The 25,736-nt window shown below is 42.8% G+C and carries 9 protein-coding genes; 7 read left to right on the forward strand and 2 right to left on the reverse strand.

Going from position 1 to position 25,736, the window contains the following annotated elements; all coding sequences use genetic code 11:
- The first annotated feature begins 156 nt into the window (after positions 1–156).
- A complete protein-coding gene (locus tag HMPREF1212_RS02425) occupies positions 157–420 on the forward strand; it encodes a hypothetical protein (RefSeq protein ID WP_046148303.1) in 264 nt (87 codons plus the stop codon).
- Positions 411–746, forward strand: a complete 336-nt coding sequence (locus HMPREF1212_RS02430) for a type II toxin-antitoxin system RelE/ParE family toxin (protein WP_028729623.1) — start codon at positions 411–413, stop codon at positions 744–746. The genes HMPREF1212_RS02425 and HMPREF1212_RS02430 overlap by 10 nt, the downstream gene beginning before the upstream one ends.
- A gap of 1,123 nt (positions 747–1,869) precedes the next feature.
- Here the strand turns inward: HMPREF1212_RS02430 and HMPREF1212_RS02435 are convergent.
- A complete protein-coding gene (locus HMPREF1212_RS02435; RefSeq protein ID WP_046148304.1) occupies positions 1,870–2,367 on the reverse strand; it encodes a dihydrofolate reductase in 498 nt (165 codons plus the stop codon).
- Positions 2,368–2,420: 53 nt separating this feature from the next.
- Positions 2,421–3,215 carry a thymidylate synthase gene (locus HMPREF1212_RS02440; RefSeq protein ID WP_046148305.1) on the reverse strand — a complete coding sequence of 265 codons (795 nt, stop codon included), beginning with the start codon at positions 3,213–3,215 and terminating at the stop codon, positions 2,421–2,423.
- An 817-nt stretch (positions 3,216–4,032) separates the two neighbouring features.
- Here HMPREF1212_RS02440 and HMPREF1212_RS02445 point away from each other — a divergent pair.
- The 5 genes from HMPREF1212_RS02445 to HMPREF1212_RS02465 all read left to right on the forward strand — a co-directional run bounded on the left by HMPREF1212_RS02445 (position 4,033) and on the right by HMPREF1212_RS02465 (position 25,619).
- Complete coding sequence (locus tag HMPREF1212_RS02445; RefSeq protein WP_046148306.1) at positions 4,033–9,162, forward strand: DUF6383 domain-containing protein; 5,130 nt, start codon at positions 4,033–4,035, stop codon at positions 9,160–9,162.
- Between the two features lie 312 nt (positions 9,163–9,474).
- Entirely contained in the window at positions 9,475–16,152 is a 6,678-nt protein-coding gene (locus HMPREF1212_RS02450; protein ID WP_046148307.1) for an MBG domain-containing protein, read from the forward strand.
- A gap of 19 nt (positions 16,153–16,171) precedes the next feature.
- On the forward strand, positions 16,172–19,885 hold the full coding sequence (locus tag HMPREF1212_RS02455; RefSeq protein WP_046148308.1) for an MBG domain-containing protein: 3,714 nt from the start codon (positions 16,172–16,174) through the stop codon (positions 19,883–19,885).
- An 831-nt stretch (positions 19,886–20,716) separates the two neighbouring features.
- Positions 20,717–24,196, forward strand: a complete 3,480-nt coding sequence (locus HMPREF1212_RS02460) for a DUF6383 domain-containing protein (protein WP_157316942.1) — start codon at positions 20,717–20,719, stop codon at positions 24,194–24,196.
- Between the two features lie 298 nt (positions 24,197–24,494).
- The gene (locus HMPREF1212_RS02465; RefSeq protein ID WP_046148310.1) at positions 24,495–25,619 is read left to right on the forward strand and encodes an aldose epimerase family protein; all 1,125 of its coding nucleotides are present in this window, start codon (positions 24,495–24,497) and stop codon (positions 25,617–25,619) included.
- Positions 25,620–25,736 lie beyond the last annotated feature (117 nt).

Below are 25,736 nucleotides of genomic sequence, written 5' to 3' on the forward strand. Positions count from 1 at the left end.
ATACAAAGAAAGAGTAAAAAGTTGTAAAGTGATCGTTAATAAGGTGTAATAGTGGAAGGGGCGTTCCCTTATGATAAAGAGTTGCTTAAAGTTTCAATCGATAATGGAGTAGAAAAGAAATAATCTCTATCTTTGTAGATATAGAACCAAAATAGAATGGATGTAATGAATACAGATGCGTTAAAAGTAAGTATTTTCCGGGAAGTAATGAATCTAAGTGAGGATAAGCTTCGGAAAGTACATGATTACATTGAAGCTTTAACTTCCCAGAAAGAAGTAGAGGCGAAAGAATATGTAATGCCTGATGATTTGATACAATCTGTAGCCGAGTACACAATGAAGGTGGCAGAAAGTGAAGGCCCATTGTATTCCACAACTGAAGTGACGGATTATATAGATAAGAAGATGGGATGGAAATAATCTGGACTGACTTTGCAAAAGAGAGTGTGCTTAATTTACTCCTTTTTATCAGGAAATGTTGGGGAGATACGATTGCTGCAACTGCCTGGGGGAATATTCAGAAAGATATAGCTTTGCTAGAGAGTTTTCCTGAAATCGGTCAGGTATATTTGGCCAATAAACCGTTAGATATAGTTATACGTGAGTTAGTGGTAAACAAAAAGAATAAGATTTACTATTATATCCGAAATGATAAAGTCTATATTGTTATGGCTTGGGACACAAGGACAAATCCTAAAACATTAAAACGACTTCTCCTGCATTTCTTTCAGATTAATAACTATTGAAAAAAGTGTGCTGAAAGCCGTTCAGCCTTCATAGGGGCTTCATTTAGCTTTCAAGGTTTTCACTTAATGTTTCAGTTCTTGACAGAGGTGAGTCTTTGATAATAGCGACCGGTTGTATCTGGCTCCCCTCTTGAGAGGGGGAAGGGGGTGTGTTATAATCCCGCCTATAAACGGGCCTTAATTAATAACACATTCATATATTTAAGCCATACATATGTTTTTTGCCGGTTTTATTTACTGGCATTTACACACCCCCTACCCCCTCTCAAGAGGGGAGCCAGTTACCATCAGTCACTAATCAGATAGCTCAAAACTTCCTAGTTTTGAGTCTGTTTATAGTGTCACAGGTGGAGTTGGCATACATCCTTTCCCTAAGTACTTCAACAAAAGTTTTTCAGAATAAATCCTTCAATCCTTCAGTGTAAGGCTATATATTTGATTATCTAATGTTTACGGCTGAATGATTTTCTACTGTATGAAGGAAGCTGTTTGCATTTTCAGATAAATGCTTCATACTCCAGTCTGAAATTAATACTTGTTTTAGTCCACTCTTTCAGGCAAAGAATAAGAGTAGGATTAATAAGTAAGAATGAGGTACATAACGACCTGTTAACATGAAAGATATAACCTATTTATTATTTGTCAACTGTCGAACGCTTGTTTCACAGTTGTCGAATAAGCGTTTGACATATGTCAAACAAGCGTTCGACAATTGACAAACAGAAAAGAAGAAAGGACTATTGAACTAAAAGGCCTGCACTCATGTGTTAGAATTGAGTATGCAAAAAGTCAAAATTCAAGATTCAAGATAAATCCTTCATATAAACTATTATCCTTCAGCTGTAGAATAATGATTATAAGAAAGATAACAGCAATGCTGAAGGATTGAAGGATTTATTTTGAAAAACTTTTGTTGTAGGGATTGTTCAATTGGAAAGATATTCTTTTTTTTCTTGATAATATAGATGGATCATGTGTCGTAACGAAGGTACAGGCCAGGATGGATATGAAAGCACTATGAAAGCGGAATGAAGGCAAAAGAAAATGGGTTCATATAGTAAGATGCATACAACCAGAAGGTTATGCTACTATATGAACCCATGAACCCTAATACGGGATAAACTTATTTTTTACGAACGTAAGTCAGGAACGTATATGGATAAGCATGTTTTGCGTCGGCAGGAAACTCCTGGCGTTCTACTTCTTCCCATAAATCCCAGTTTACAACCGGAAAGAAGGTATCTGCATCCTTAAACTCTCCGTGTACACGTGTGATATACATTTTATCTGCGATACGTAAGGCTTGGCGATAAACCAACGCACCACCCAGAATGAATATTTCATCTTCTTTTTCACAAATATCCAAAGCCGAACCCATCGACTCGCAAGCGAAACAGTTTATAAAACCTGCTTCCGGCAAAGTTGTCAGGACTACATTCTTACGGTTGGGAAGCGGGCCCTTTGGCAGCGACTCGAACGTTTTACGTCCCATGATCACGGCATGGCCGGTTGTCAAATCTTTAAAACGTCTCATATCTGCAGGCAGACGCCATAACAACTTATTGTCTTTACCAATCGCGTTGTTCTCTGCAATAGCGGCAATGATTGAAATTGTACTCATAAACTTATCAATTTATATAGTAATATTATACTCAGTCTTTAATCTTCAACATCTCAAACGGCCACTTCTCCCTTGATGTGCGGATGAGGGTCGTAGCCGGTCAGGTTGAAGTCTTCGAATTGAAAGTCGAAGATGCTTTTTACATCCGGATTGATCTCCATCCGGGGAAGAGGACGCGGTTCGCGGGTAAGCTGCAATTTTACCTGATCGAAATGATTAGTGTATATATGGGCATCCCCCAGCGTATGAACAAAATCTCCGGCTTTAAGTCCTGTAACTTGTGCCATCATTTGTAAAAGCAACGCATAAGAAGCAATATTGAAAGGAACACCGAGGAATATATCGGCACTACGCTGATACATTTGCAGGCTCAGGCGTCCGTTCGCCACATAGAATTGGAAGAAGGCGTGACAGGGCGGAAGATTCATATTTCCGAGGTCGCCCACATTCCAGGCACTGACAATGATCCTTCGTGAATCAGGATTATGTTTGATCGTTTCAACGGCTTCGCTGATCTGGTCGATGGAGCCGCCTTTGTAGTCGGGCCACGAACGCCACTGGAATCCGTAGATATGTCCCAGGTTTCCGTCTGCATCCGCCCATTCGTTCCAGATACGTACGCCGTGATCCTGCAGATACTTCGCATTCGTATCCCCTTGCAGGAACCAGAGCAATTCGTATATGATTGACTTCAGGTGTAGCTTCTTTGTCGTAAGGAGAGGAAACCCCTCTTCCAGATTGAATCGCATTTGATGACCAAAAATACTTTGGGTACCTGTTCCTGTGCGGTCTTCCTTCCTAACTCCCTCAGCTAATACGCGATTTAGCAAATCTAAATACTGTTTCATTTTTATCCTTCTAGTAGAATACAAAAGTACGAAAGGGATTTGTATTAAACAACAGCAATCTTCCAAAACGGCTTTTTCCGGCTTTCACATTGTCAGGAAAGATGGTTTATAAGGGTGCGGAGGGGGGTGTTAAAAAACGTATCTAAATATACATGTCTATTTACTTCGGCATGTAATTTTGATTGGGGCAATAGGAAAATAAGGGACAGATGATTTGAAAATGAATAGATGGCAGTCTTATGATTATATAATTCTAAGAAAGTTTAGAACAAGCGGATTGGCTAATTGGCTAAATTTGGATTTCTATTTATTAATATTAATGTACAGGTACGTTATTATAAAGACCTTTCGCCCGCTAGCAGTACCTATTTTCTACCCCACTTAACTGGTAATCCGAATGATTATGTATGCTTTGAAAATTAACAGGAGAGGTGCATTATGGACTGACTAAAAAAAACGTTCCTTTTTTCCATGCAGCAAAAATAAGCATTCCTTTCGAACCTACAATCCTTTTCAGAACTTTTTTCACTTTTCTATCTGCTTTCTTATCAGTACGATACGGAAATGAGGACAAAATCCCCGCTTCTCGTTACAAAAGTGAACAAATCTTAAACGCATGACTAGAAAAAAGGAACCTTTAAACTCGCCATTTGGGTTGGCTGAGGATTAAAATAATGCCTGTTTACAGGCTTTTACCGGTTCCCTTAATTGACTTTTTCCTGTGGCTTACACAGTTAGATCGCTGAAATGGGCTAAATGATGAGATGATAATCAATTTGAGTATAGATCATAATTTTATTAATTAAATGTTTTACGTATGAGAAAAAGTACTTTGGTAAAAGGCGGGTCGGCCGCTCTTTTATGTGCTATGGCTTTTTATGGCTTGTCTCCGATGCTGAATGCAGCAGGGGAAGACTATGCTAATATAAAAGCAAAATGGTATGAAGGTGTGAGCACCGAAGCCGCGTGGGATGATGAAGCGACACTGGTTGGTGACGGTTTGTATAATTTCAAGCCACTCGACAAGGTAAATGTGCACAATCATTGGGAAGCTAACTCAACTTCTTATGGTAACTATGAGTCGTTGATCGATTTCACAAAGATGGATGCAGGTTTAATGAATGGTGCTTTTGTTACCTTCTTTAACCTGGATGACAGTGATACTCCTAACTATTTGAAACCATTTACCGGAAAGTATCTGGAAATGGCTTATTCGGATATTAAGAATCACGAAGAAATGAACACTGCCGAATATCTGAAATTTACAGATGATAAAGGCAATACCGGTTTGGGTATTTATCAGAATCAGACAGCCAGTTCACGTGTAGACTTTCTGTATAGCACTAAAGGCTTGACAGGTGTTGAAAGTGTTGAAATGGACGTTCGTGCTTTTGGTAATATTGATCTGGTGAATCGTAAGATCGACTGGACATATGACGTATATGTTTATGATATGTCTGGTGAATATGTAGGTCAGATGGTTAGTGACCGTGCAATTTTCACGGCAAGCAATCATGAAGTAGTTACAGCGCATACACATCATATTAAAGCGCATGTTTCTGATGCTGATAATACAAATGCTAATTCCTGGCAACAAGGTTCTCTGGATAACAAGATCATTCTTGTTATGTTCAAGGGAGCTAAATCGGTTGCTGACGATGCAGTTTCTTCTACAGGCTCAAAGAACACAGAACCATTGACAGTATTTACAAATGCTCGTTTGGCGTTCAATCGTCCTGATGTTGCTTTTGGTGCTGCAAATACGAAAGTGTTTGAAGCGGGTGCCGGACGTAATACAGCTTGTGCTGCTGACACGTTGGTTACAAATGTGGAGTTCTGGAACACATTGTATGAAAATAATAAGACTAACAATGAATATACGGCTACTTTCAGTGGTGTTGATCGTGATGGTCTTTATGCAGCAGACAGAGATCCGAAAGAAGAACTGGCATATTACGAATTGAATGTTGAATATCCATTTATTGCTGACGAAATGGAAATTTCTCAGGAAAGCGATTTGACAAAAGTTCAGGGTTGGGTTTCTTTGGATCAGATGGTTGCTGACGGTAAGATCGGTAGAACGGGTACACCTGGTAAGGATAAGAAAGTTACTTATCTGATTCCTCGTGAATATTTCGTTCAGACAGATGCTACAGACGACCGCGATTGCAAATCAAGTGCTCGTTTTACTTATTTCTTCGCTCCGCAGGAAGTTAAAGCATTTGACAAAGATAATTATATCTGGTCTACAATCACTGCTGAAGCTTCAGACACAGCTCGTTACGAACTTCAGGCTACTTCTATTCCTGAATATAACGAATTGAACGATCTTCATTTCGACGAATATCTGGATTTCAAGACTGCACAGGTTAGCTTCAAGAACTTGCCTTACTTCAATTCGGTAATTGGTCGTACAACTACTTATACATTGCCGGAATCTCTGTTTGGTGGTCTGACTTTGGAAAATCGTACCAAAGCTCCGAAACAGTCAACAGGACGTTATGATGACGATGTGAATATCAAAGGTTGGAAGATCGTGTTTGTAAATGAAGGAGGTTCGAAAGACTCAACTTATTATGCAGGACGTTTCTTGCCGATGTCACTTACAGGATATAGCTATACCGACTGGAAATCATGGTTGGAAGAAAATGGATGTGCTGAATGTTGTATTAGTGATTACCCTGAAGAAGTTGGTAATTATGCGGAACTTGATGTAATTGATTGCGCAGGTAATATCAATCCGGATATCATCAGTATCAATGCAATCTTCAAATATCACCGTGGTGATGTGAACATCGGTGACGACGAGTCTAAATATGTAAACGAAACATATACAATCGCTCCGCGTCTGGTTTACGATGCTTCTGTTGCAAGATATAATGTAAATGAAGATGTACTGTCTGGTACGACTTATACTTACAGCGGTCAGGATCTGATCAACAAAGTAGGTGACGCAGTTTATACAGGCCCGATCAAGATCTTCGGAAACAATACATTCGTATGGTTCCAGGATACCGACCAGTCTCTGTTAAGCCACGCTATGGGCGTAATGAGCTCTGAATTACTGAAATACTTCGAAAAGATCGACCGTAAGGACTTCTTCTTCGCTCCGTATGACGAATGGGATAATTACAAATATGAGTCAAGACCTCACACAGTGAAGGTATTTGCTACAGGTTTGAAACCGGACGTAGAAGGTGGAACAGTTGCTTCTATCAAGATCTTCAAAGAACAGTTCTCTAAGACATTTGAAGGTGTAGACGATGCAGTTTATCATACAAATGCATTCGTATTCACAGGTGAAAGCCTTGACTTTGCGAAAGTATATGTGAAGAAAGGTACTCAGGAAAAACCGATCGAAGAATACAGCGGTGCTACATTCGGTAAGTTTATCGGTATGAGCGTTGGTGATACTTTGGTTTACAAGGTTGATCTGGATGACGACTATGCTGTACAGTATGTAGAAGAAAACGGTCTTGAAATGACTGTTAAGTATGTTCCTTACAATGACGTGAACCTGGTTCCGATCGTAGCTGAAAGCTGGAATTCTTGTTTCGAAGGTACTCCTAATGTATTCAACCACGTAGCTCAGTTCGGTGCAACTACAGCTAACAATAAAGGTTGGAACGAATTCTATACATTCGGTACTACTGACAGAGGTTTGATCACTACAATGAATGCAGATAAGATCATCGGTTCTTATACTAGCTTCTATTCATTCCTGACTCAACAGTTCGGTAACTGCAACTCTTGCGGTGGCGGTAGCATTCCTAATGTTTATGTATCGGATGGTGGTAGCTCAAGCGAAAACTGGGTTCCTGCTCCTAACTTCATCTATAACGAAATGTTCCGTAAGGATTACAAGACTCGTTATGTAAATACTTGCTATCCGGTACGCGACGGTCAGTTCATCATCGCTGGTTTGAACATCACTGATCCGGTGGATATGGAAGTATTCTCTAACAAGGCCGGTGCATTCGGTTATGAAGTAACAGTTCTGGGCGACCTGAACGGTGAAGCTTATGGTCAGGTAGATACAGTAGGTACAAAGGTTCAGATTTCTCCGAACAAATACGGTGAAGTATTGGCTCTTGTTTCTGCAAAGTTCGATCCGAAAGATCGCGACGGTATTGAAATGACTATCGATACAATCACTAGTGGTTCTGAAAAGGGTATGTGGGCTCGCTACTATGCGAAAGACTCTATCCGTCTGGCTCCGCAACAGCGTGCTGCTGAAGCAGAAGCTTACAACCGCGTATACTTCTTCGACTTGGATGATTACAAACGTAATCTGACTTTCAATGACGAAAGATGGGCGAAATTCGGTATCTGGGCTCCTTACGGAATCAACGTAAACGATACGCTGACAGCCGGTATCAAGGGTGACGTGAAAGTTCCTGAAGTATGGTTCAGCTCTGACGCAGCAGGTAAGAATAAGATCGAAGCATTCCAGTTCGGTGTTGTAAACGGTGGCGCATCTAAAGATTCTGTATTCTATATCCAGGGTCGTGACCTGCCGCATTACGGTACTACTGTTGATGGTGAAGAATCTAAGATTGAACAGGAAATCAACTTGTTGAGCGCTTCTGACTTGTTCACATTCGGAACAAACAAAGCAAAAGAAGTGAAACTGTTCATCCGTGAGAAATCTATGGAACTGGCTGCAACAGCAGAAGAAGCTCCTTATACTTATAAAGGTGGCGAAAACGACCTGGTGAACAATGTTCTTCGTGGTGACGTAGCTGCTAAGATCGATGTTCGTGCAACTCCGAACGTAGAAGACCTTTGCGATGTAGAAAACGCATTGTCTCTGGCTGCTGTATGTGATGTACAGAAAAACTTGCCGCTGGCATTCACTGCCGGTCTTGAAATGCCTTATATCAAGGATATGGAACCGGGTGACGTAGGTGGTAGCGATGCTCGTATCAAGTGGACAGCCACTCCGGGTGCTCAATATTATCAGGTTGCTGTAGGTCGCTTCACTCCGAAGTACACTTCTGAAGATGTGTTCATGTCTGAAGTTCGTGCCGACGATGCTAGCAAGACTATCTGGGTTGAATTGTTCAACGCAACAGGCGATGTGATCCACCGTGATAACAAAGTGAACTACTGGTTGGAAGTAACTAAAGAATATACAGATGCAGCAGGTAAACCGCAGAAAGAAGTTACTAAGGTTAGCGTAGACAACTTCAAACTGCAGGGTAATACTGAACCGATCGACAGAAACTGGGGTTATGCTCCGATTGCCCACCAGATGGACAACATGGAACTGACTACCGACATCACGAAACCGGTTAAATATACGATCCGCCTGATGGAAGGATTCCAGACTGACGAACACCAGATCGATATCTATCTGTTCGATACTCCTGCAACATGGATGGTTAGAAAACCTGTTCAGGGTATGCCAATCAACGGTGGTGAGTTCAATACAGGTGACTGGAGAACCGAAGTAGGTTCATTGCCGACTGCTTATTACGAATGGCAGGATGATATCAACTTCGACGGTGAAGAGTCGTTCAAGGTTGATCCTTCCTCAACTTCAATAGCTGTTCATAACCTGATCCCGCAAACAGCTTACACGGCTCGTGTACGTGCATTCAACGAATGTGTGGGTGGTGAGGAAATGATTCCGTCAGAAGACTTCTATGACTTCGCAACATCTAAGACTGCTACCTCTACGGGTGACATCTACTTCGATGAAGCTGATGAGCATAATCCGGTTTCTAACGAATCTATCAATACAACTGCTGTAACAGTTCTGGGTGGCCAGGGTAAGGTAACGATCCTGAATGCTACTAACAAGAAAGTTATTATCAGCAATGTATTAGGTCAGACTATTGCTAACTCGGTAGTTTCATCCGACAAGGTTACATTCGACGCTCCTGCTGGAATCGTTGTTGTAACGATCGAAGGTGAAACAGCTGTTAAGGCAATCGTTAAGTAAGACGATGAATAACTATTGATATAAAGAAGTTTATAATCAATAATTTAAATTCAAATAACCGCGTGGCGGATGTAGAGGCGTACGGAAGTATGCCTCTACCTGACACCAACTAATCCGTGAGGACGAAAAAGCGGGTATTAATACTAAAGTAATGAAATATAAATTCTTCCGCCCTAGCTCTGTGAAGAATGAAAGCGGATACAAACCCTGGCGGAGTTTTCTTTTGTCAGGGTTTGTATTTATGTTATACAACTTGATTATAAGCACTTACTGTCTATTGATTGAAGTATAAACTAATTAAAATAATTGCGTATGAACAAAGTATACTTAATCGATGTGAGTAGGCGACTACTTATATTGATACTATTATTGGGAGGGTATATCACACAAGCAGTTGCAGCCGACATCTATGTCCCCGTAAAAGATGTCCTGTCAGTTTATGAAGGAACCAGTAACGCAAATGCGGAGCAGCTGAAATCCCATATCCAAAGTTTATTGCAGGAAGCTGTCGACCAGAGTGATCAGACGGCAACGATATCCGATGTTACTATCAGAGGTGGTGGTGGCGATCAGACCGGCGATTTGGCTGCCGGAAGTTATAACTATACCTTTAAAGTGACTTCCACCAGCACCATTACGTTGAATTTTGAACGGGCGATCGGTACGGGTAATATAAACCCCGCCACGCTTTACGGTACACTGGATCATGAACAGGTGGTAGTTTCAAATGCCATCGAGATCAAAGCCCGGCAATCTGTCGGTAATTTGAATTTCCCGTCAAACTGGGGGAATTATGTGTATGGTACGCCGGTCAACGACCTGAGTACTAAAATTGAGGTATTGGGTATGGCCGGAGTTTCATTTAATGATGCTTCGGTTTATCTGGTTAAAGACGGTTCGTCTATATTATATACAGGTAATAATAGTCTGGATGCAGGAGAATACGACGTGCAACTTACGTTTCCTCCGACAGAACAGTTTGCCTATACTCCGGCTTTAAGTAATTGTACACAGCTGGCTGTTGGCTCCTATATCTCGACAGTAAAGCTGAAAGTGAAAGAAAAACCGATCACTAATACTACATTCCCTGTATTTTTAGAAGATGTGGGCGGCCTGGGTAAGATGGCTGTCAATACTAATTTGAACAGGGCGAAGAACCTGATCGGTAACAATATTAATCCTTCCGATTTTGTCTCGGAGATAAAAGTATATTCCGATGCTAATTTCAGTAATGAGGTAACAGCCGGCAGACTGGCTCCGGGAGGGGTATATAGCTATCGTGTTGTGCTTTTACCGAATTATGGCAAAGGAAATAATGTCTCTGCCGGTGTGGGAGGGGCAACCATAAACTTTAATACATCGCAGCATAGTTATGATATCGTCAATGCGATTACAGTTGAAAAGAATACATTGTCGGTTAAATTGCCGGACTTTGTTTCAAGTCCGATCCGCATAGGTGATTATACGGATAATGCGGCTGTAGCTACCATGCTGAAGCGACTGATCCAGGATATAAATCCGGATATGGTCGATCAGAGCCTGGTTCCTCAGGTCGAGGTGACCGGTGGTACTGTTTCTGCCGGCATGGCCGATAATAGCCAGTTAGGATATAAGGTAACTGTACAGGGCGACCTGACAAAGACAAATCTGAACTTTGTTACAGATGGAAATGTTTCCTCTTCCAACCAGATTGTTAACGGTAATGTTTGTACATTCAATAATTCTTTGTTGTTTGTAACTACATTGCCTACTACGCATTCCCTGGCTTATCCGGGTAACTACCAGATCGCTTACGAAAAAGATATGCTTCCGAATGCGGTTATCCGCCGTATCAAGAGCGATCTGTTGGTTCGTAATGCAGGTGTCTTGGGTAATGAAACATTTGTTGTTCGCCTGATCACGAATGACCTGGGTAATAAGAATGCGATAGCGGAAACGGACGACTCGTTCGGTTATAAGATCATCATCACAAAGAGCGCAACTTTGCAGGAAATAGAAACTCCGGCTAATCAGCGTATCAATGTCGTTGATAAGGGGACAACTATCGAGATCACTTATTCAAGAAGTATTGCAATCGTTCCCCGTCCGACAATCGATTTCACATTCGGTGAATATACCGTTCAGTATGTGGAAGATATGACCCCAGCACAGGTGGCCGATAAGGTTCGTGAATACATCTATCTGGCAAATCCGTACATAGCGGAGTACATAACGAATGTACAGATCACGAATAACCGGATCAGGGAAAATATGGGTACGGCTACTTATCGGGTAACGTTAAGTGCAGACCTGGATCTCCTGTTCTCGGAAGTAACGGTGAACGGACAACCGCATAGCTCGACTACATTCAATGGAACCGTAAACATCACTCCGCGTCCGATCGCACAAGTGAAACTTTACAAGTATGAGTTCAAGAAGGAAGGCGCTTCTAATGAAATGATCGAAAAAGCGATCATGGCTGACCTGCTGTTGAAGAACCCGGATATGAAGGGGGCTTATATTTCCAGCGTAACATTAGTTCCGGCAATCGGTAGAGATCTCTACTCTTATTCGGTGGTATTCAATCCTAATGATAATATCCAGAAGATTGAAGTGACGAATGAAGATGGTGGCATTATCGTTCCGATAACAATGTTCGGTTATACAACCGCTACTTATCTCCGTTCCGTACGGTTGACAGATAACGGACAGTCATTGGCCGAATATCCGCTGCCGATCAACGTACAACTGCCTCTGTGGGAACGTCCGTTCGGACAGACTGCCGACGAGTATGCACTGGATCTGATAAATGACTTCAGACTGACTCCGGGTGCAGACCGTGTAACGGTTCCCGACCTGAATAACTGGGGCGTAAAAACCTATCTGATCAATAACGAAACTTCTACAGGCGATGTCCCGGTACGTATTGCCGGCGAAAGCTATCCGCAGGTTTCCGACTTGTATGGTTACGAAGTGGTGACAGGCTCAAATACGCAGTTCTCACAATACTATACATTAAACTATACGGCACCAAGCAGTATCCATCTGACCAAGAATGGTAACGATGTAATTGCCAAGCTGGCCCTGCGTATCGTGAAAGCGAAACGTACGCTCACTTTGCCTACGGTAAATGTTACTTATAATGACATCAATACAAAAGTAGCTTTGCTCGATTCTGTAAAGAAAGCGGTATTGGAAGACCCGGCAAACGAAGAATTCTTCGAACTGGTAACTAAAGCTGGTGTGAAACCACTGAAGAGCTTTACTGTTACCATTAATAATATAGAAGAAGAAGGTACGACGGCTGTTAAGACCTATACTTATTCAGTAGCATTCGTTCAGAAGGTAACCGATAATATCGAAATAAGAGAAACCGGCACGAAGACACTGGTAGTAAACAAAGCTCCGGTGGTATTCACCTTCCCGACGGATATCACTTACCGTTATGGTAAACGGAAAGCGGCTATCGAAGCAGACATCCTCAGTCAGTTCCTGGCTGCCAACGAAGGTTTGTTAAGCAGTTATAGTTGTTTCGAAAATCCGGCAGACCTGTTCAAGGTGATGCTGACAACTGCCGATTGTACTGCGGAAGCAACGGAAACGATGCCGAAGAACGGTGATTACGGTTACAGAGTGGATGTGCTCGACCCGGCATTGTTGTCAAACTTCCAGCTTGACAATCAATTCGGAAGCAACTTCCATAATGTACAGAACTCTGTGCAGATCGGTCAACGTAAACTGACTATCACATTGCCTACTTATCTGGCTGCAACAGCCGAAGAAGGAACTGCTGCGAAAGCAGTATTCACCTTCGGTAAGGCGACAAAAGACCAGATCGTTCAGCAGATCTATGATGATATCGTGGCTCTGAACGGTAGCAAGATCAAGAGTGACTATACCTTGGTTGTCGACCTGGTTACTACCAAGGCTCAACTGGATAAACAGAATCCGGTGATCGGTGATTACAACTATACAGTCAATCTGACATCTGCCGACTATACCTTCGTTTATGCAATTGAAGGTGCGGAAGTTACAACTGAACCTGATACGGAAGTCGTTACTGCCGTTAATGCAGTGAAGGTTGTTGCTCCGGGTGTTGTAGTGACATTCAACGAGAAAGAGCTTAAAGGTATCTGGACGATTGTGAGCGGTGCCCCTGTTTACGATCTGACTAACCTGACGCTGGCGGCTGATGATTACGGCTTTAGCCTGGTTTCCCTGGTGGAAGATCCGGAAAACCCGACCGCTGCAATGACGAAAGTCCGTTGGGATAAGCTATTCAGTACGAATAAACTGCACTGGGCATTGTACCGCAACGATAAACTTCAGTTCCACGGCAATACGCTGAATAGTGTATTAGTCGACTCGGTTAAGAATAATGTAACCCAGGGAACATTCAAACTTCGTATCATAGACGCTTCCACCCTGAAAGCTGCTATCGGTAACTTCGAGATCCAACTGGATACCGATCTGGCCAACCTCAAAGTAACTCCGGCAACCGTAGAAGTGAAAGCTGCGAAGGATACTTATACGAAGGTATATGGAACAGAGGTAACAAAAGACTCCGACCTGAGTGCTAAACTTGTTTTTGCTACAGAACCGAAGTTGACTGCCGCTAAATTACTGGCAGACAAGAATGTGATCGACCTGTTCGAAACAATCCTGCCTGTTGAGGCAAATGTCTACGAAGCGGATGCTCCGGTAGGCGACTACCAGATCCGTGCCGTTGAAGCGATGGTGAAGGGTATGCTTACTCCGGTAACCGGTGTTAAGTTTGCTGCCAGTGAAACACAGGCGACTGTAACGGTAACTCCGGCTCCGCTGACTGCAACCGACGCAACGATCACTGTTTCCGTTGTGCGCGAATATGGTGAAGAAACGACAGATGCCGATGTTTATGTGGCTGTTGCAGGTGAATTGTCGGAAGCCTTCCAGGCAGAGATCACCCAATTACTGAATGCCGATAAGGTGACCCGTACAAGCTGGCTCGACCTGTCCGGTGTTAATAAGAAAACGGATGTCGGTACTTACGAATTGCGCTTTACTTCTTCAGCCGCTGCACAGATCGCAGCATTGCTGCCGAACTTCAATATCGCAAGTGCTACATTGGTTAATGCAGGCCTGACGGTAACAAAGGCTCCGCTGACAGTACGCGCTTGTAGCTACAGCCGTCCGTACGGTGGTGGTAACCCGGATCTTGAGATCGAATATATCGGTTTGAAGAACAATGAATATGAAAATCTGGCGGATGTATTCTCTGTCATGCCGAAGGTGGCGACAGATGCACGCTCAGACTCCCGTGGTTTTTACGACATCTACTTCACAACAGAAGGTGAGGCACGTAACTATACGGTGATCCACAAAAACGGAACCTTGTCGATCGATAAGATCAAACGTTCTATCATCTGGCCGGAAGACCAGCGCAACCTGGTAATCCCGGTAGGCGAAACAGTGGAATTGTCTGCTTACCTGAAATCGGAAGCCGACGGCAAACCGTCTATCTACGATATCCGTTACGAACTGTCGGGCAACGATCGCGAACGCGTGATCCTGTCTGAAGTATCGAAAGGCGTTTATTCTGTAACCGGCCATGTGCGTACGGAAGGTGACAACTTTGTGACCATCACTGTATTTGCCGACGGCGACGATACATACGAAGATGCCACTCCTGTAACAGGTACGATCAAGGTAATCGCTCCGGAAGGGGATGCAGCGAAGATCAACGTAATCGTTTCCAACGTGACCAGCATTTACGATGCCACTCCGAGAGCCGTAAGCGTAAAAGCAACGAACGTGGAAACGGGTGAGGCGATCCCTGACTTCAGTATCTATTACGAAGGCGACCAGTTCGGCTCTGTTCCGACACTTTATCCTTCTACCCAGGATGCTCCGGTGGATGCAGGTATATATAATGTAACGGTAAAAGCGACGCTTGGCTCGGTAACTTATGCTTACACGGCGAAGAACAAGATGGTTATCGCTCCGAAGCCGGTAGTGGTAACTGCCCGCAGCTTCAGCATCAAGTATGGCGACGCAATGCCTTCTTATGCAAATGCGTACGATTATAATAAGAATGACTTCATGAACGGCGAAGACTTCCTGGTAGGCCAGGCTCCGGTGGTTCGTGTGGAAGCATACAGCGGCAAGGCCGGTTCTTATAAACTGACTCCGTACTCTGCCCAGGACTTCGGACGTAACTACGTGATCACCTATGTTTCCGGATTGCTGACTGTCAGCAAAGCGGCTCTGTCTATCGTGGCGGACAACAAGGAAACGGTGTATGGCAAGGATCTGGAAGACCTGACCTATACGGCTACTGGTTTCGTGAACGGTGAATCGCTGAAAGACCTCGGCTTTGCTCCGCGTATCAGCTCGACTGTGACAAGAACTTCCGATGCAGGTACTTATCCGATCACATTTGCTGATAACTACACTTCCGACAACTACGAAGTGACTTACACTGACGGTAAATACATTCTTGTTCCTGCTTCACAGAAGATCAGCTGGAGTCCGGAAACAACAATCGATGTGGATGGCGGCGATGTATTACTTACTGCCAGTGCATCAAGTAAACTTCCGGTTTCCTTCAGTTCATCCAACGATGCAGTTGCCTATGTGAACCAGATTGGTGACAACTGGTGGCTGACTCCGGTTACTTCCGGTATCGTAACGATTACAGCTATGCAGCACGGTAACAAGAACTACTTCGGTGCTGAACCTGTAGCAGTGACGATCATGGTAGACGACGACTATCTGTCGGTAGGCAATGAAAACCTTGTCGTAGCTGATCAGATCGATGTATATCCGAGAATGTTCACCCACAACGTAACAGTGGCTGCTCCTTCTGAGATCAAGCAAGTAGAGTTGCTGTCCGTGAACGGAACATTACAGAAAGTTATTCGCAAACCGGGATCTGTTATTGATCTGTCCTCATTTGGATCAGGTATCTATCTGCTCAATGTCACATTGGAAGACGGAACCTTCAAATCTGTGAAGATCATTAAGAAGTAACCTGTAAAACTAATTTAGTATGAAGAAATATATTAAATCAATATTAACATCGAGGAAGCAGCTTATGCTGCTTCCCCTGATGCTTGTTTCAGGCGGTATCATCCAGGCGCAAACGGCTGTACCCGATACTGTGTATGTAAGTTTCGCAGCCGCAACTCCGGTCACCATGACTTATGGGGAGGAACTGAATACGGTAATAACTGCTTCCGGCATAGACGGATCGAGTTTCAGCTACTGGCATGTGAAGAGTACGGGAGAAGAAGAGACACCTACCGGTGGAAACATACTTTATAAACCCGGTAAGGCTGCCGGCGATATCCTGAAGTTCTCTGCTACACCTACTGTTGGTGGAGGACAGACGCTGGGGTTCGTGGCTAATAATCTTTCAGATTATTTTCAATTTCCTTCTAATACCAATGATGTTGTGTTCTTTGTCAGCAACCGGAGCGGTGCAACCCTTTCCCGTTCGTTGACGGTCAACAAAGCAACGTTGAATATTGCAGCCCGCGACACCAGCCGTTTCTACGGGGATGAAAACCCCGCAACACCTTGGTCTGCTAAAGACTTTGTGTTTAGCGGTTTTGTGAATGGCGATACGGAAGCGATCTTTTCCAATTCACAAGTGAATGTCCTGCCGGACGTAACGTATGGCGGAGCCAATAAAGCTTCTCTTCCCGGTTCTTTTGTGATCGGACTTAGTGGGGGACAGGCTGCTAACTATACGCTGAACTTGCAGGTCTGGTCGGATACATGGCCCGAAGGAAGAGGTTTGCTTACAGTTAAAAGAGCTCCTCTTACCCTGGCTGTTCCCGACAGTGCCCGTCTGTATGATGAAGCCAATATCCAGACTATTCCGGGTAGTGAGCTTCTTATTACCGATGGTGTACTGAAGAACGATCAGACATTGGCCGGATTACTGACTGGCAACCTGGCTGTTACCCATACTGCAATATCGGCAGCGGTGAATAAGCCGAAAAGTGATGTCGGTACTTACAGCTACGAACTGACGGAAGCGGCGGTAAGTGATGTTAAATGGAGATTATCGAATTACGATATCCAGGTAATCACTGCCGGTAAATACGAAGTGAAGAAAGATACGATCACGATCACTGTATTCGACGCCTATTCGGAAGTTTCCATAGATGGAAAGCCGGTGAAAGTAATGCAGAAGATCTATGGCGAAGCTAATCCTGACGGCTTCTTCTGGTTGAAGAAGAGAGCAGAGAAACCGGCGGCGGTAGCTCCTTCCTATGCTTTCTCCAAAGCAGCTGAGGCAGTGAACTATATCTCCGCAACAGCCGAAGGCGACAGAGGTTTCAAGGTAGCCCCGCTTGCCGGATACTTCGACTATGAAGGCCGTAAGGCAACCGAAAAGACGGAAGCAAGCCTGAAACGTGAGAAGCCGAATCAGAAGGAAGACAGTGTGTATGTCGCTAAAGTGGACAACGCCGATAAAGTATCTTCTCTGAACTACGCATTCAAAACGGTTGACGGTTCATTCCTGATCAACCAGCGTCAGCTGGCTATCTGGAAAGTGATCGTAGACCGCGTATACGGTGAAGCCGATAAGGATACTACTTGGACATTTGAACCGAACGATGCCGCTAAACAGCGTGGCCTCGCCAGCTTCGATTCTAAGTACCAGACAACAACAACTCCCGACGACATCATCGACTTTATGCCGAAGGTAGTCGTTAAACCGGTTGCCGCCGACAATACCTTGCATGCCGGTTCATACAACGATACCCTGCATATCAAGGTCGTTACGGAAGACAAGTTTATCCAGCCGCCGTTCCAGGCAAAGGATCGTAACTATAAACTCAATATGAATACACTGGTTCCGGGTACGATGACGAACGACAGCGTACGTCTGGAAGTGGCGAAAGCTCCGCTGATTATCCGTCTGGATACGATCAAGAGAGCATTTGGTTCGGCTGATCCTGAATTCAACAAAGCCGACGTCCAGAAAGAGTTTATCTCTTACGAAGGTTTCAAGCTGGATGAATCGGCCAACAGTCTCGACTCTACGGCTACCGTAGCTGTCGGCAACCGTATCAAGAACCTGGTTATCAACAACCGTCCGGAAGGCGTGCTGCCGGTAGGTACCTACGAACTGACCGGCATCTCTGCCATCAACAAGGAAAATACCAATTATGAGATCACCATTGTAGGCAAGCCCCGTTATCAGGTATATCCGGATAACAGCTATGTAATGGTTTGGACTCCGATACAGAATGAACTGATCGTAGGTGACCTTGTGCGGTTGAATGCAGTCGTTAAGCAAGGTTCTACCGTAATTGCCGAAGGCTCCCAGATCGTGTACGAATCTTCCAACCCGGCTCTGATCCAGGTGGAGAAGGTGGAAAGCATCTGGTATCTGCGTGCAAAAGCATTGACGAGCGACGAAGGTGTAACGATCACCGCCCGCTACAATGCAGAGTCCGGACAGCAGGAAGCCCTGAAATCGGAAGTATTCAAAGTATTGCGTCTGAAGAATGAAGCAGACTTCAACGTGATCCTGGGCAACATGGTATTCGACTATGACGGTAACGGAAAAGCAGCCGACGTGCAACTGACCGACCTGAAGGGTATCACAACTTACACTCCGATCATCACTTACAACGGTGATTACGACCTGCCTGTCAACGCCGGTATGTACAACATCTCCATCTTTGTAAAACATAACGGTTCCGACCTGCTTGTCCGCAAAGAAAAGATGCAGATCAAACCGCGTGAAGTCATCGTAAAACCGAAAGACGCATTGATCGCTTATGGCGAAGCATTGCCTGAACCATTCGAATATACATATTCGGGCTTCATCGGCAGCGACGACTTCAAAGCCGCTTCTGCTCCTTCGGTAAAAGTAGCTGGTACCATAACGGAAGCAGGCAACTACACCCTGTATATCGATGGTGGCGATCCGGGCGAAAACTATACAATCGTTGGTGAAACCGGAACCCTGACCGTGTCGAAAGCCATGCTGACGATCAGCGCAGGTACGGTAGATATCGTTTACGGAGATGAAATACCGGAATTGAAACCTACTTATAGCGGTTTCGTAGGCAGTGATAATCCGGATGCTCTTAACTTCATCTATACTGTAAAGACTTTGGTTAACCCTGTTAACGCAGGTGCTTACGACCTGGTTATCGACTGTCTGAGCTCAGATGAAGACAACTACGCCGTAACCCTGGTTCCCGGTAAGCTGAATATCGCGAAAGCAGATGCCGGACTTGAATGGTCTGTCGAATCTACATCGATTACCGTGGGCGACTCCGTCCTGCTGTACGCTTCCTGTGAATCTCCGGCAACGATCGGCTATACTGTTGAAAATATAGCTGTCGCCGGTACAAGAAATCATATCGAAGGTGTACACGTGATCGGTAAAAACGAAGGTCTAACGAAGTTGTACATCACAGTGCCTGAGTCGACCAACCACCTGTCACATCGTGACTCTGTCACCTTCAATGTGAAACTGGGAACTGTGGGTAACGAATCGATCACCCTGCAGGGCGTAGGTTTGTATCCTACTTTGGTTGAAAATAATGCAACAGTAGTTTCCAATTCTCCTGTAGACGCTATCGTCGTGATCGATGCGGCCGGTAGAATACAGAAGGTAATAAAGAATCCGGAGCAGGTAATCGACCTGAGCCAGCTGCGTAGCGGCTATTATCTGGTTCGTATCGTTCTGGATAACGGTGAAGCGAAGACTGTCCGTATTATTAAGAAGTAATCCTGTTTTGTTCCCTTTTACTCCTTTTAGGGAATGAAATATGGCTGAAGAAGCTGTCCCGGGCATAACCCAGGGATGGCTTCTTTTGTTTTACTTATGGACTTCCTTAGTCCTTTTTATATCAACTCTGTAACAATTAAGCCCAAACGTCCTTATCTTTAAGGTCAAAGTATATGATATCTAAGCATGAAAGTGCTAATATTAAAATAAGTAAGGCTATTGTTACGAATATGTAAGGCTAACTTTACATAAAAGTAAGGCATGCCTTGCGTATATGTAATGCTATCCTTTCTTTTTAAAAAGTCCTGAGAAAAGCCAATAATTGTCCCGTCTTTAAACCTTAGGAATGCTGCCCTAAATGCTTAGTTCTCCCCATAACAACAGAAGTAGCCCTAAATCCTTTGGAAAACAAGTACTTATTAATCGATCCTATATATTAATGTACGCACGTACATTGTTATATACATATGATAATTCTCCTGTGAATTACCTAGACTAAAAAGCTATATTATATATTGAAAAGTAAGGAGTGAATGAAGTAAAGTACATGACTAGAAATAACGGTCGTTTATTCTCGTCAACAAAAGTACTCATAAGTTTTAAACCTGCAATTCTTTTGATTAATTTTTTTCCTGACCTATATGCTTTCTTATCAACCGGATAGAAAGATTAGTATGAAATTCCCTCTTTTTATGACAAAGACATCACTCCCCATAAAGTGTGACGAGAATAAACGACCGTTATTTCTAGTCATTTAACATGACATGCCCTCAGAACGGGGCTATAAAGGAGTTTTTAGTAACACTATTATTAATATTAAATTTATTGATTATGAACAAAAAGTTTTCTACGTTAATGGCAACGGGTTTGGTTTTGGCTGGCTCGTTGTGGAGTGGGGATGCTTTGGCGAAGACTGTAAAGATTTCGACATTGGCAGAACTACAAGCAGTAACAAACTGGTCTACTGTAAAAGGTCAAGAATCTCAATCTGACGATAATGCAGAGTGGACATTAACTTCTGATGCGGATACCCTTCTTTTTACTAATAAGGATATTATCAAATTTGGAGAATATGCTTATGGAAAAAAGGAATTATCTCAAGTCGCAACAAATGTTAACTATTTGACTATTGGTGGGGCTGTTGTTATTTTAGCAGAAAAAGATAGTAAAGGAATTGAAGGTCACCTGAAGATTACTAAAGATGGTGTAGTTGTAAAGGGGCTTGCTATTTCTAATAAATCTATCAACAACCAACCGGCAGCAACAAAGACTGCTATTGAAGTTGCAGCAGATGTAACAAAAGTGACTTTGGTCGATAATGTTATTACAGAGCCTAAATTGGAAGATGGTTTCATGACTTATGGCATTCTTGTTAGAAGTGATGCTAAAGATATGACTATTGAAGGTAATAAGATTACAGCTAAGGCTTTTGTTAAAGGTAATGATGATTATAAGTATTCGTTCATTTCTGCTGGTTTGGTTTTCTTAGGCCAAACAGGAAAGAATGTAGCTTCAGATATTGCTGCAAAAAATACTTTCGTTGATTGCGGTATTGATTTCTTTGATGAAAGAACTATTACTGAAACAAAAGCTGGTGCAACTCCTTATTATTATAGTGCACAAGTAACTTATAATTCAGCTCGCCCTGAAGCCGTTCTTGATGTACTTGGTGGTTATAATGCAAAGAGCAAATCTTTGGTAATTAAAGGTGCCAGTGCTTTAGATGTTATTTCTGCAATCAATGCAGCAAAAGATCAGACTTACACTGCTGTTCCTGCAACATTTGCAGTTATAGCTGATGGTGCAAATGTTGTAAAAGGAGATGCTGATCCTTTGAATGCTTCTTTAAAAACTGTAGCTGTGAAAGAAGTTTCTTCTGGTTCTAACACTGTAGCTTTAGATAAAGATAATTCTACAGCAGACGTTGTAGAATACACCGCAACAGAACTTAACAAAATTCTGGGTGATGGTTTCATCTTAACATTAACTGATGTAGATGATGAAGCTATTGATAATGGCGATGTTGTAAGTGAAAAGTTACTGACTGCAACAGGAACTACTAGTGAGTTTAAGTTGATGTCAGGTAAGAAATATTTGACTGTTGTTGCTGAACAATGGGGTAATATTACTGATGCTCCTTACAAAGTAAAATTTGTAGACAAAGAAGCTGATGCTACTAATTTTAAAATTACAAATGTAGATGGTAAGTTAGCTATCAGCTCAAAAGTTGGTTCTGACAATGTTTATTTGACAGTTGTTTCTACAGATTTAGGCACAGTATTGACTGCTGTTAAGTCTGATGTTGTTAAGACAGACTTGACTGCTGTTCTTAGCAAAACCAACATGGTTAACGGTAAGGTTGATACAAAGAACAACCCGTTGTTAAACAAATATGTAACATTTACTTTCGTTACAGCTGACAAGAACATTGCTGCTAAAGACGGTAAAGTATTAGGTGTTGATAACAAAACAGGTAACAGTAAAGATTTAGTTGAAGCCGACAGATATCTGCAGTCAAAACCTGAAGGTCAGTGGGCTGTAACTCTGGGTGACTCTGAATATAACTTCAAGTTCACCAACCGTGAGAAAAGTAATATTTCTTTCTCTGCTTCTGCTTTGTATCTGATCGATGCTAAGACAAACAAATATGCAGTTGTTTATGAAGCTACTGGAGCTACTACTTTCTCTGGTGGTATAAGAGATACTTTCGTTATCAACGGTGTTGATTTGAAAATGGTTTCTAAAGATTATTATGTAAACTACAAGAACGAAGAAATCAAAGATACACAGTATAAGATGGCTATTGCTTCTACAGAAACAACAGACTTCTATGTTACTGAAAATCACGAAGGCAAACACCTGTTGGGTCTTACAAAAGAAGATGCTAACTCTGTAAACTGGAAAGTCGTTGCTACAAAAGATACAGCTCTTTTGATCAACAAATATGGTAAATATGACAAAGACGGTGACTATGAAGCACTGGCAGATACTATGCTGATCCCGACTTACGCATTCCAGAACACTGCTAACGATGAATACATGACTATCGCTCCTGCTAAATTGGCTTTGGATGAAGATGCAATGTATTGTGATCCTAACTCTGTAGATTTGACAAGAGAAAATGATCTGTCTGCTTATGCATTCGTATTGAAGAAAAGAGCTGACGGTTTATTCAATATCATCGGTATTAAGAAAGTTGGTACAGGTGATGATGCTCATTATGAATTAGATTTGACAAAGAAACTGTTCGGTGCAACAACTGAAAAGAACGGTCAGGTTCAGGTTGAAGAATCATGGGAACAGATCAACTCTAACGACTTGTTCAAGTTGACTGCTGTTGACGCTCCTGAATATCACTTCGTAGAAAATGGTTTCGGTGAAAAGGTTAGCATCTTCCGTGAAGAAAACGATGCTCAGGTATTGTATGAAAAACGTGATGTTAAGTCTGTTGTAGACAATGATACATTGAGCTTCCTGAATATTGATAACGTTTATCAGTTCGACAAGATCAATCCATCTATGTTTGTTGATACAGCTTATATCAACAGAGGTGAAAACACTCGTTGGCAGTATCTGTTGGCTGTAAACCCGGAAGTTCATAACCCTGATACTTGTACAATCCCGGGTCACCCGAGAAATGACCGTATGGTAACAGGCCGCTACCTGATCAACCTGATCGATACAGCTAACGTATATGGTGCAACTCACCTGCATAACAACCCGTACATCAACAGAACAGAAGCTGGTGAATACCTGGCTAAACTGTCATTCGTAGACGCAATGCATATCAACGATACTTTGATCATCAACCGTAAAGGTGGCGAAGCTGTGAAATTGTATATGGATACTCCTGACTTCAATGTTGCTAAGTTTGCATTCCGTTATGTAAATCCTGCCAACGAAGCAGATAAGACATTCAAGATCCAGACTCAGTACAAAGCTTATATTCCTACAGATGTAGAAGCTGTAGTTAAGACTGCAAGCAATGAAGGTTACCTGAAATGGATCAACGGTACAGTAGTTGTTGTTAATGGTTATGCTAACGGAGATGTATTCGGAATCAACGAAGACGAAAACCGTGATGCAGTTAGCAACGAAGCTATCGATGCTTCTTCTATCAGCGTAATCGCTACAGAAGGTGCAGTAATTGTTAAGGGTGCTCAGGGTAAGAGAGTTGCTATCAGCAACATCTTAGGCCAAACAGTTGCCAACACAGTAGTTTCTTCCGACAATGCAACCATCGCTGCTCCTGCAGGTGTAGTTGTAGTTGCCGTAGAAGGTGAAGCCGCTGTAAAGGCAATCGTAAAATAAGAAGTAATTATTTATAATCAAATAATTCTAAATTTATTACCGTGCGGTGTTATCGGACTCCAATTACCCTGCGACAGGCGAACAAACGGTAATTATTAATACTAAAGTAATGAAATAAAGTTCTTCTGTTCGAACTCTGTGAAGAGTAAAAACAGACAAAAACAAACCTTCCCGGATTATTTCCGGGGAGGTTTCTGTTTATTGGAACAATTTTATCTTTTCTAAAGCTGCTACTATTCAGATAAAAGTGTATATTTGCCATCCTATGAAATGTACACTTTAAATTATTAATTTTCAAATGAAGAGACTATGTATGGCTGTCATGGCAATGTGTTTGTTGCTGTCGTGCGCCGAAAAGAAAGAAGAGGCTACACTCTCCGGGTTATTGAAGTCTGATTTCGTGTCAGAGGTAGAAGGTAAACCAACGGCATTGTACGTGCTGAAGAATAAGAACGGTGCCGAAGCGTGCATTACCAATTATGGCGGACGCTTGGTTTCTGTCATGGTGCCCGACAAGAACGGAAAAATGACCGATGTTGTTCTTGGTTATGACAATGTAGATCAGTATGTAAAATCAGATGGTAACTATGGCGCCCTGATCGGACGTTACGGCAACCGTATCAACCAGGCTAAGTTTACTTTGGATGAAACGGAGTATACCCTTCCTGCTAATGACGGTATGCACTGTCTGCATGGCGGTCCGCTGGGATATCATACCCGCATGTGGGATGCCAAACAATTGAACGACCAGGCTCTGGAACTTACTTACCTGTCGAAAGACGGTGAAGCCGGTTTCCCCGGAAATCTGGATATTAAGGTAACTTATACTTTGACGGATGACAATGCTGTCGATATCAAGTATGAAGCTACTACCGACAAGAAAACAGTGGTGAACCTTACCAACCACAGTTATTTCAACCTGTCAGGCGTTCCCGGTTCGGATGTGCTGGATCAGGTGATCATGATCAATGCCGACAATTATACTCCGGTTGACGAAACGCTGATCCCTACAGGCATAAGCACAGTTGCTGAAACTCCGCTGGATCTGCGTACTCCGGTGGCTATCGGCAAACATATCAACGAACCTTTCGATCAATTGCAGAAAGGCCGCGGATACGACCATAACTGGGTGCTGAACTCAAACGGTGACAAGAACGTACTGGCTGCAAAAGCTTATTCTCCGACCAGCGGTATCGCTTTGGAAGTATATACCAATGAACCGGGTATACAATTCTATACAGGAAACTTTATGGATGGAAAAGATACCGGCAAACATGATGTGTTATATCCTCATCGCGGTGCTTTCTGTCTGGAAACCCAGCATTATCCTGATACTCCCAATCATCCCGACTTCCCGACTGTTGTCCTGAATCCGGGTGAAAAGTATTTCAGCGAATGTATTTATAAGTTCACCGCCGAATAATCCGGGTGATAAAGTATACGGGTAGAACTATCCTGCCTGTTGATGAATAAAGGGTGCCGTTTTACGGTGCCCTTTTTTCTTGTTAATAATTCTTTGCAAACAATATATTTTATTGCT

The sequence above is a fragment of the Parabacteroides sp. HGS0025 genome (assembly GCF_000969845.1).
Taxonomy (GTDB): Bacteria; Bacteroidota; Bacteroidia; order Bacteroidales; family Tannerellaceae; genus Parabacteroides; species Parabacteroides gordonii.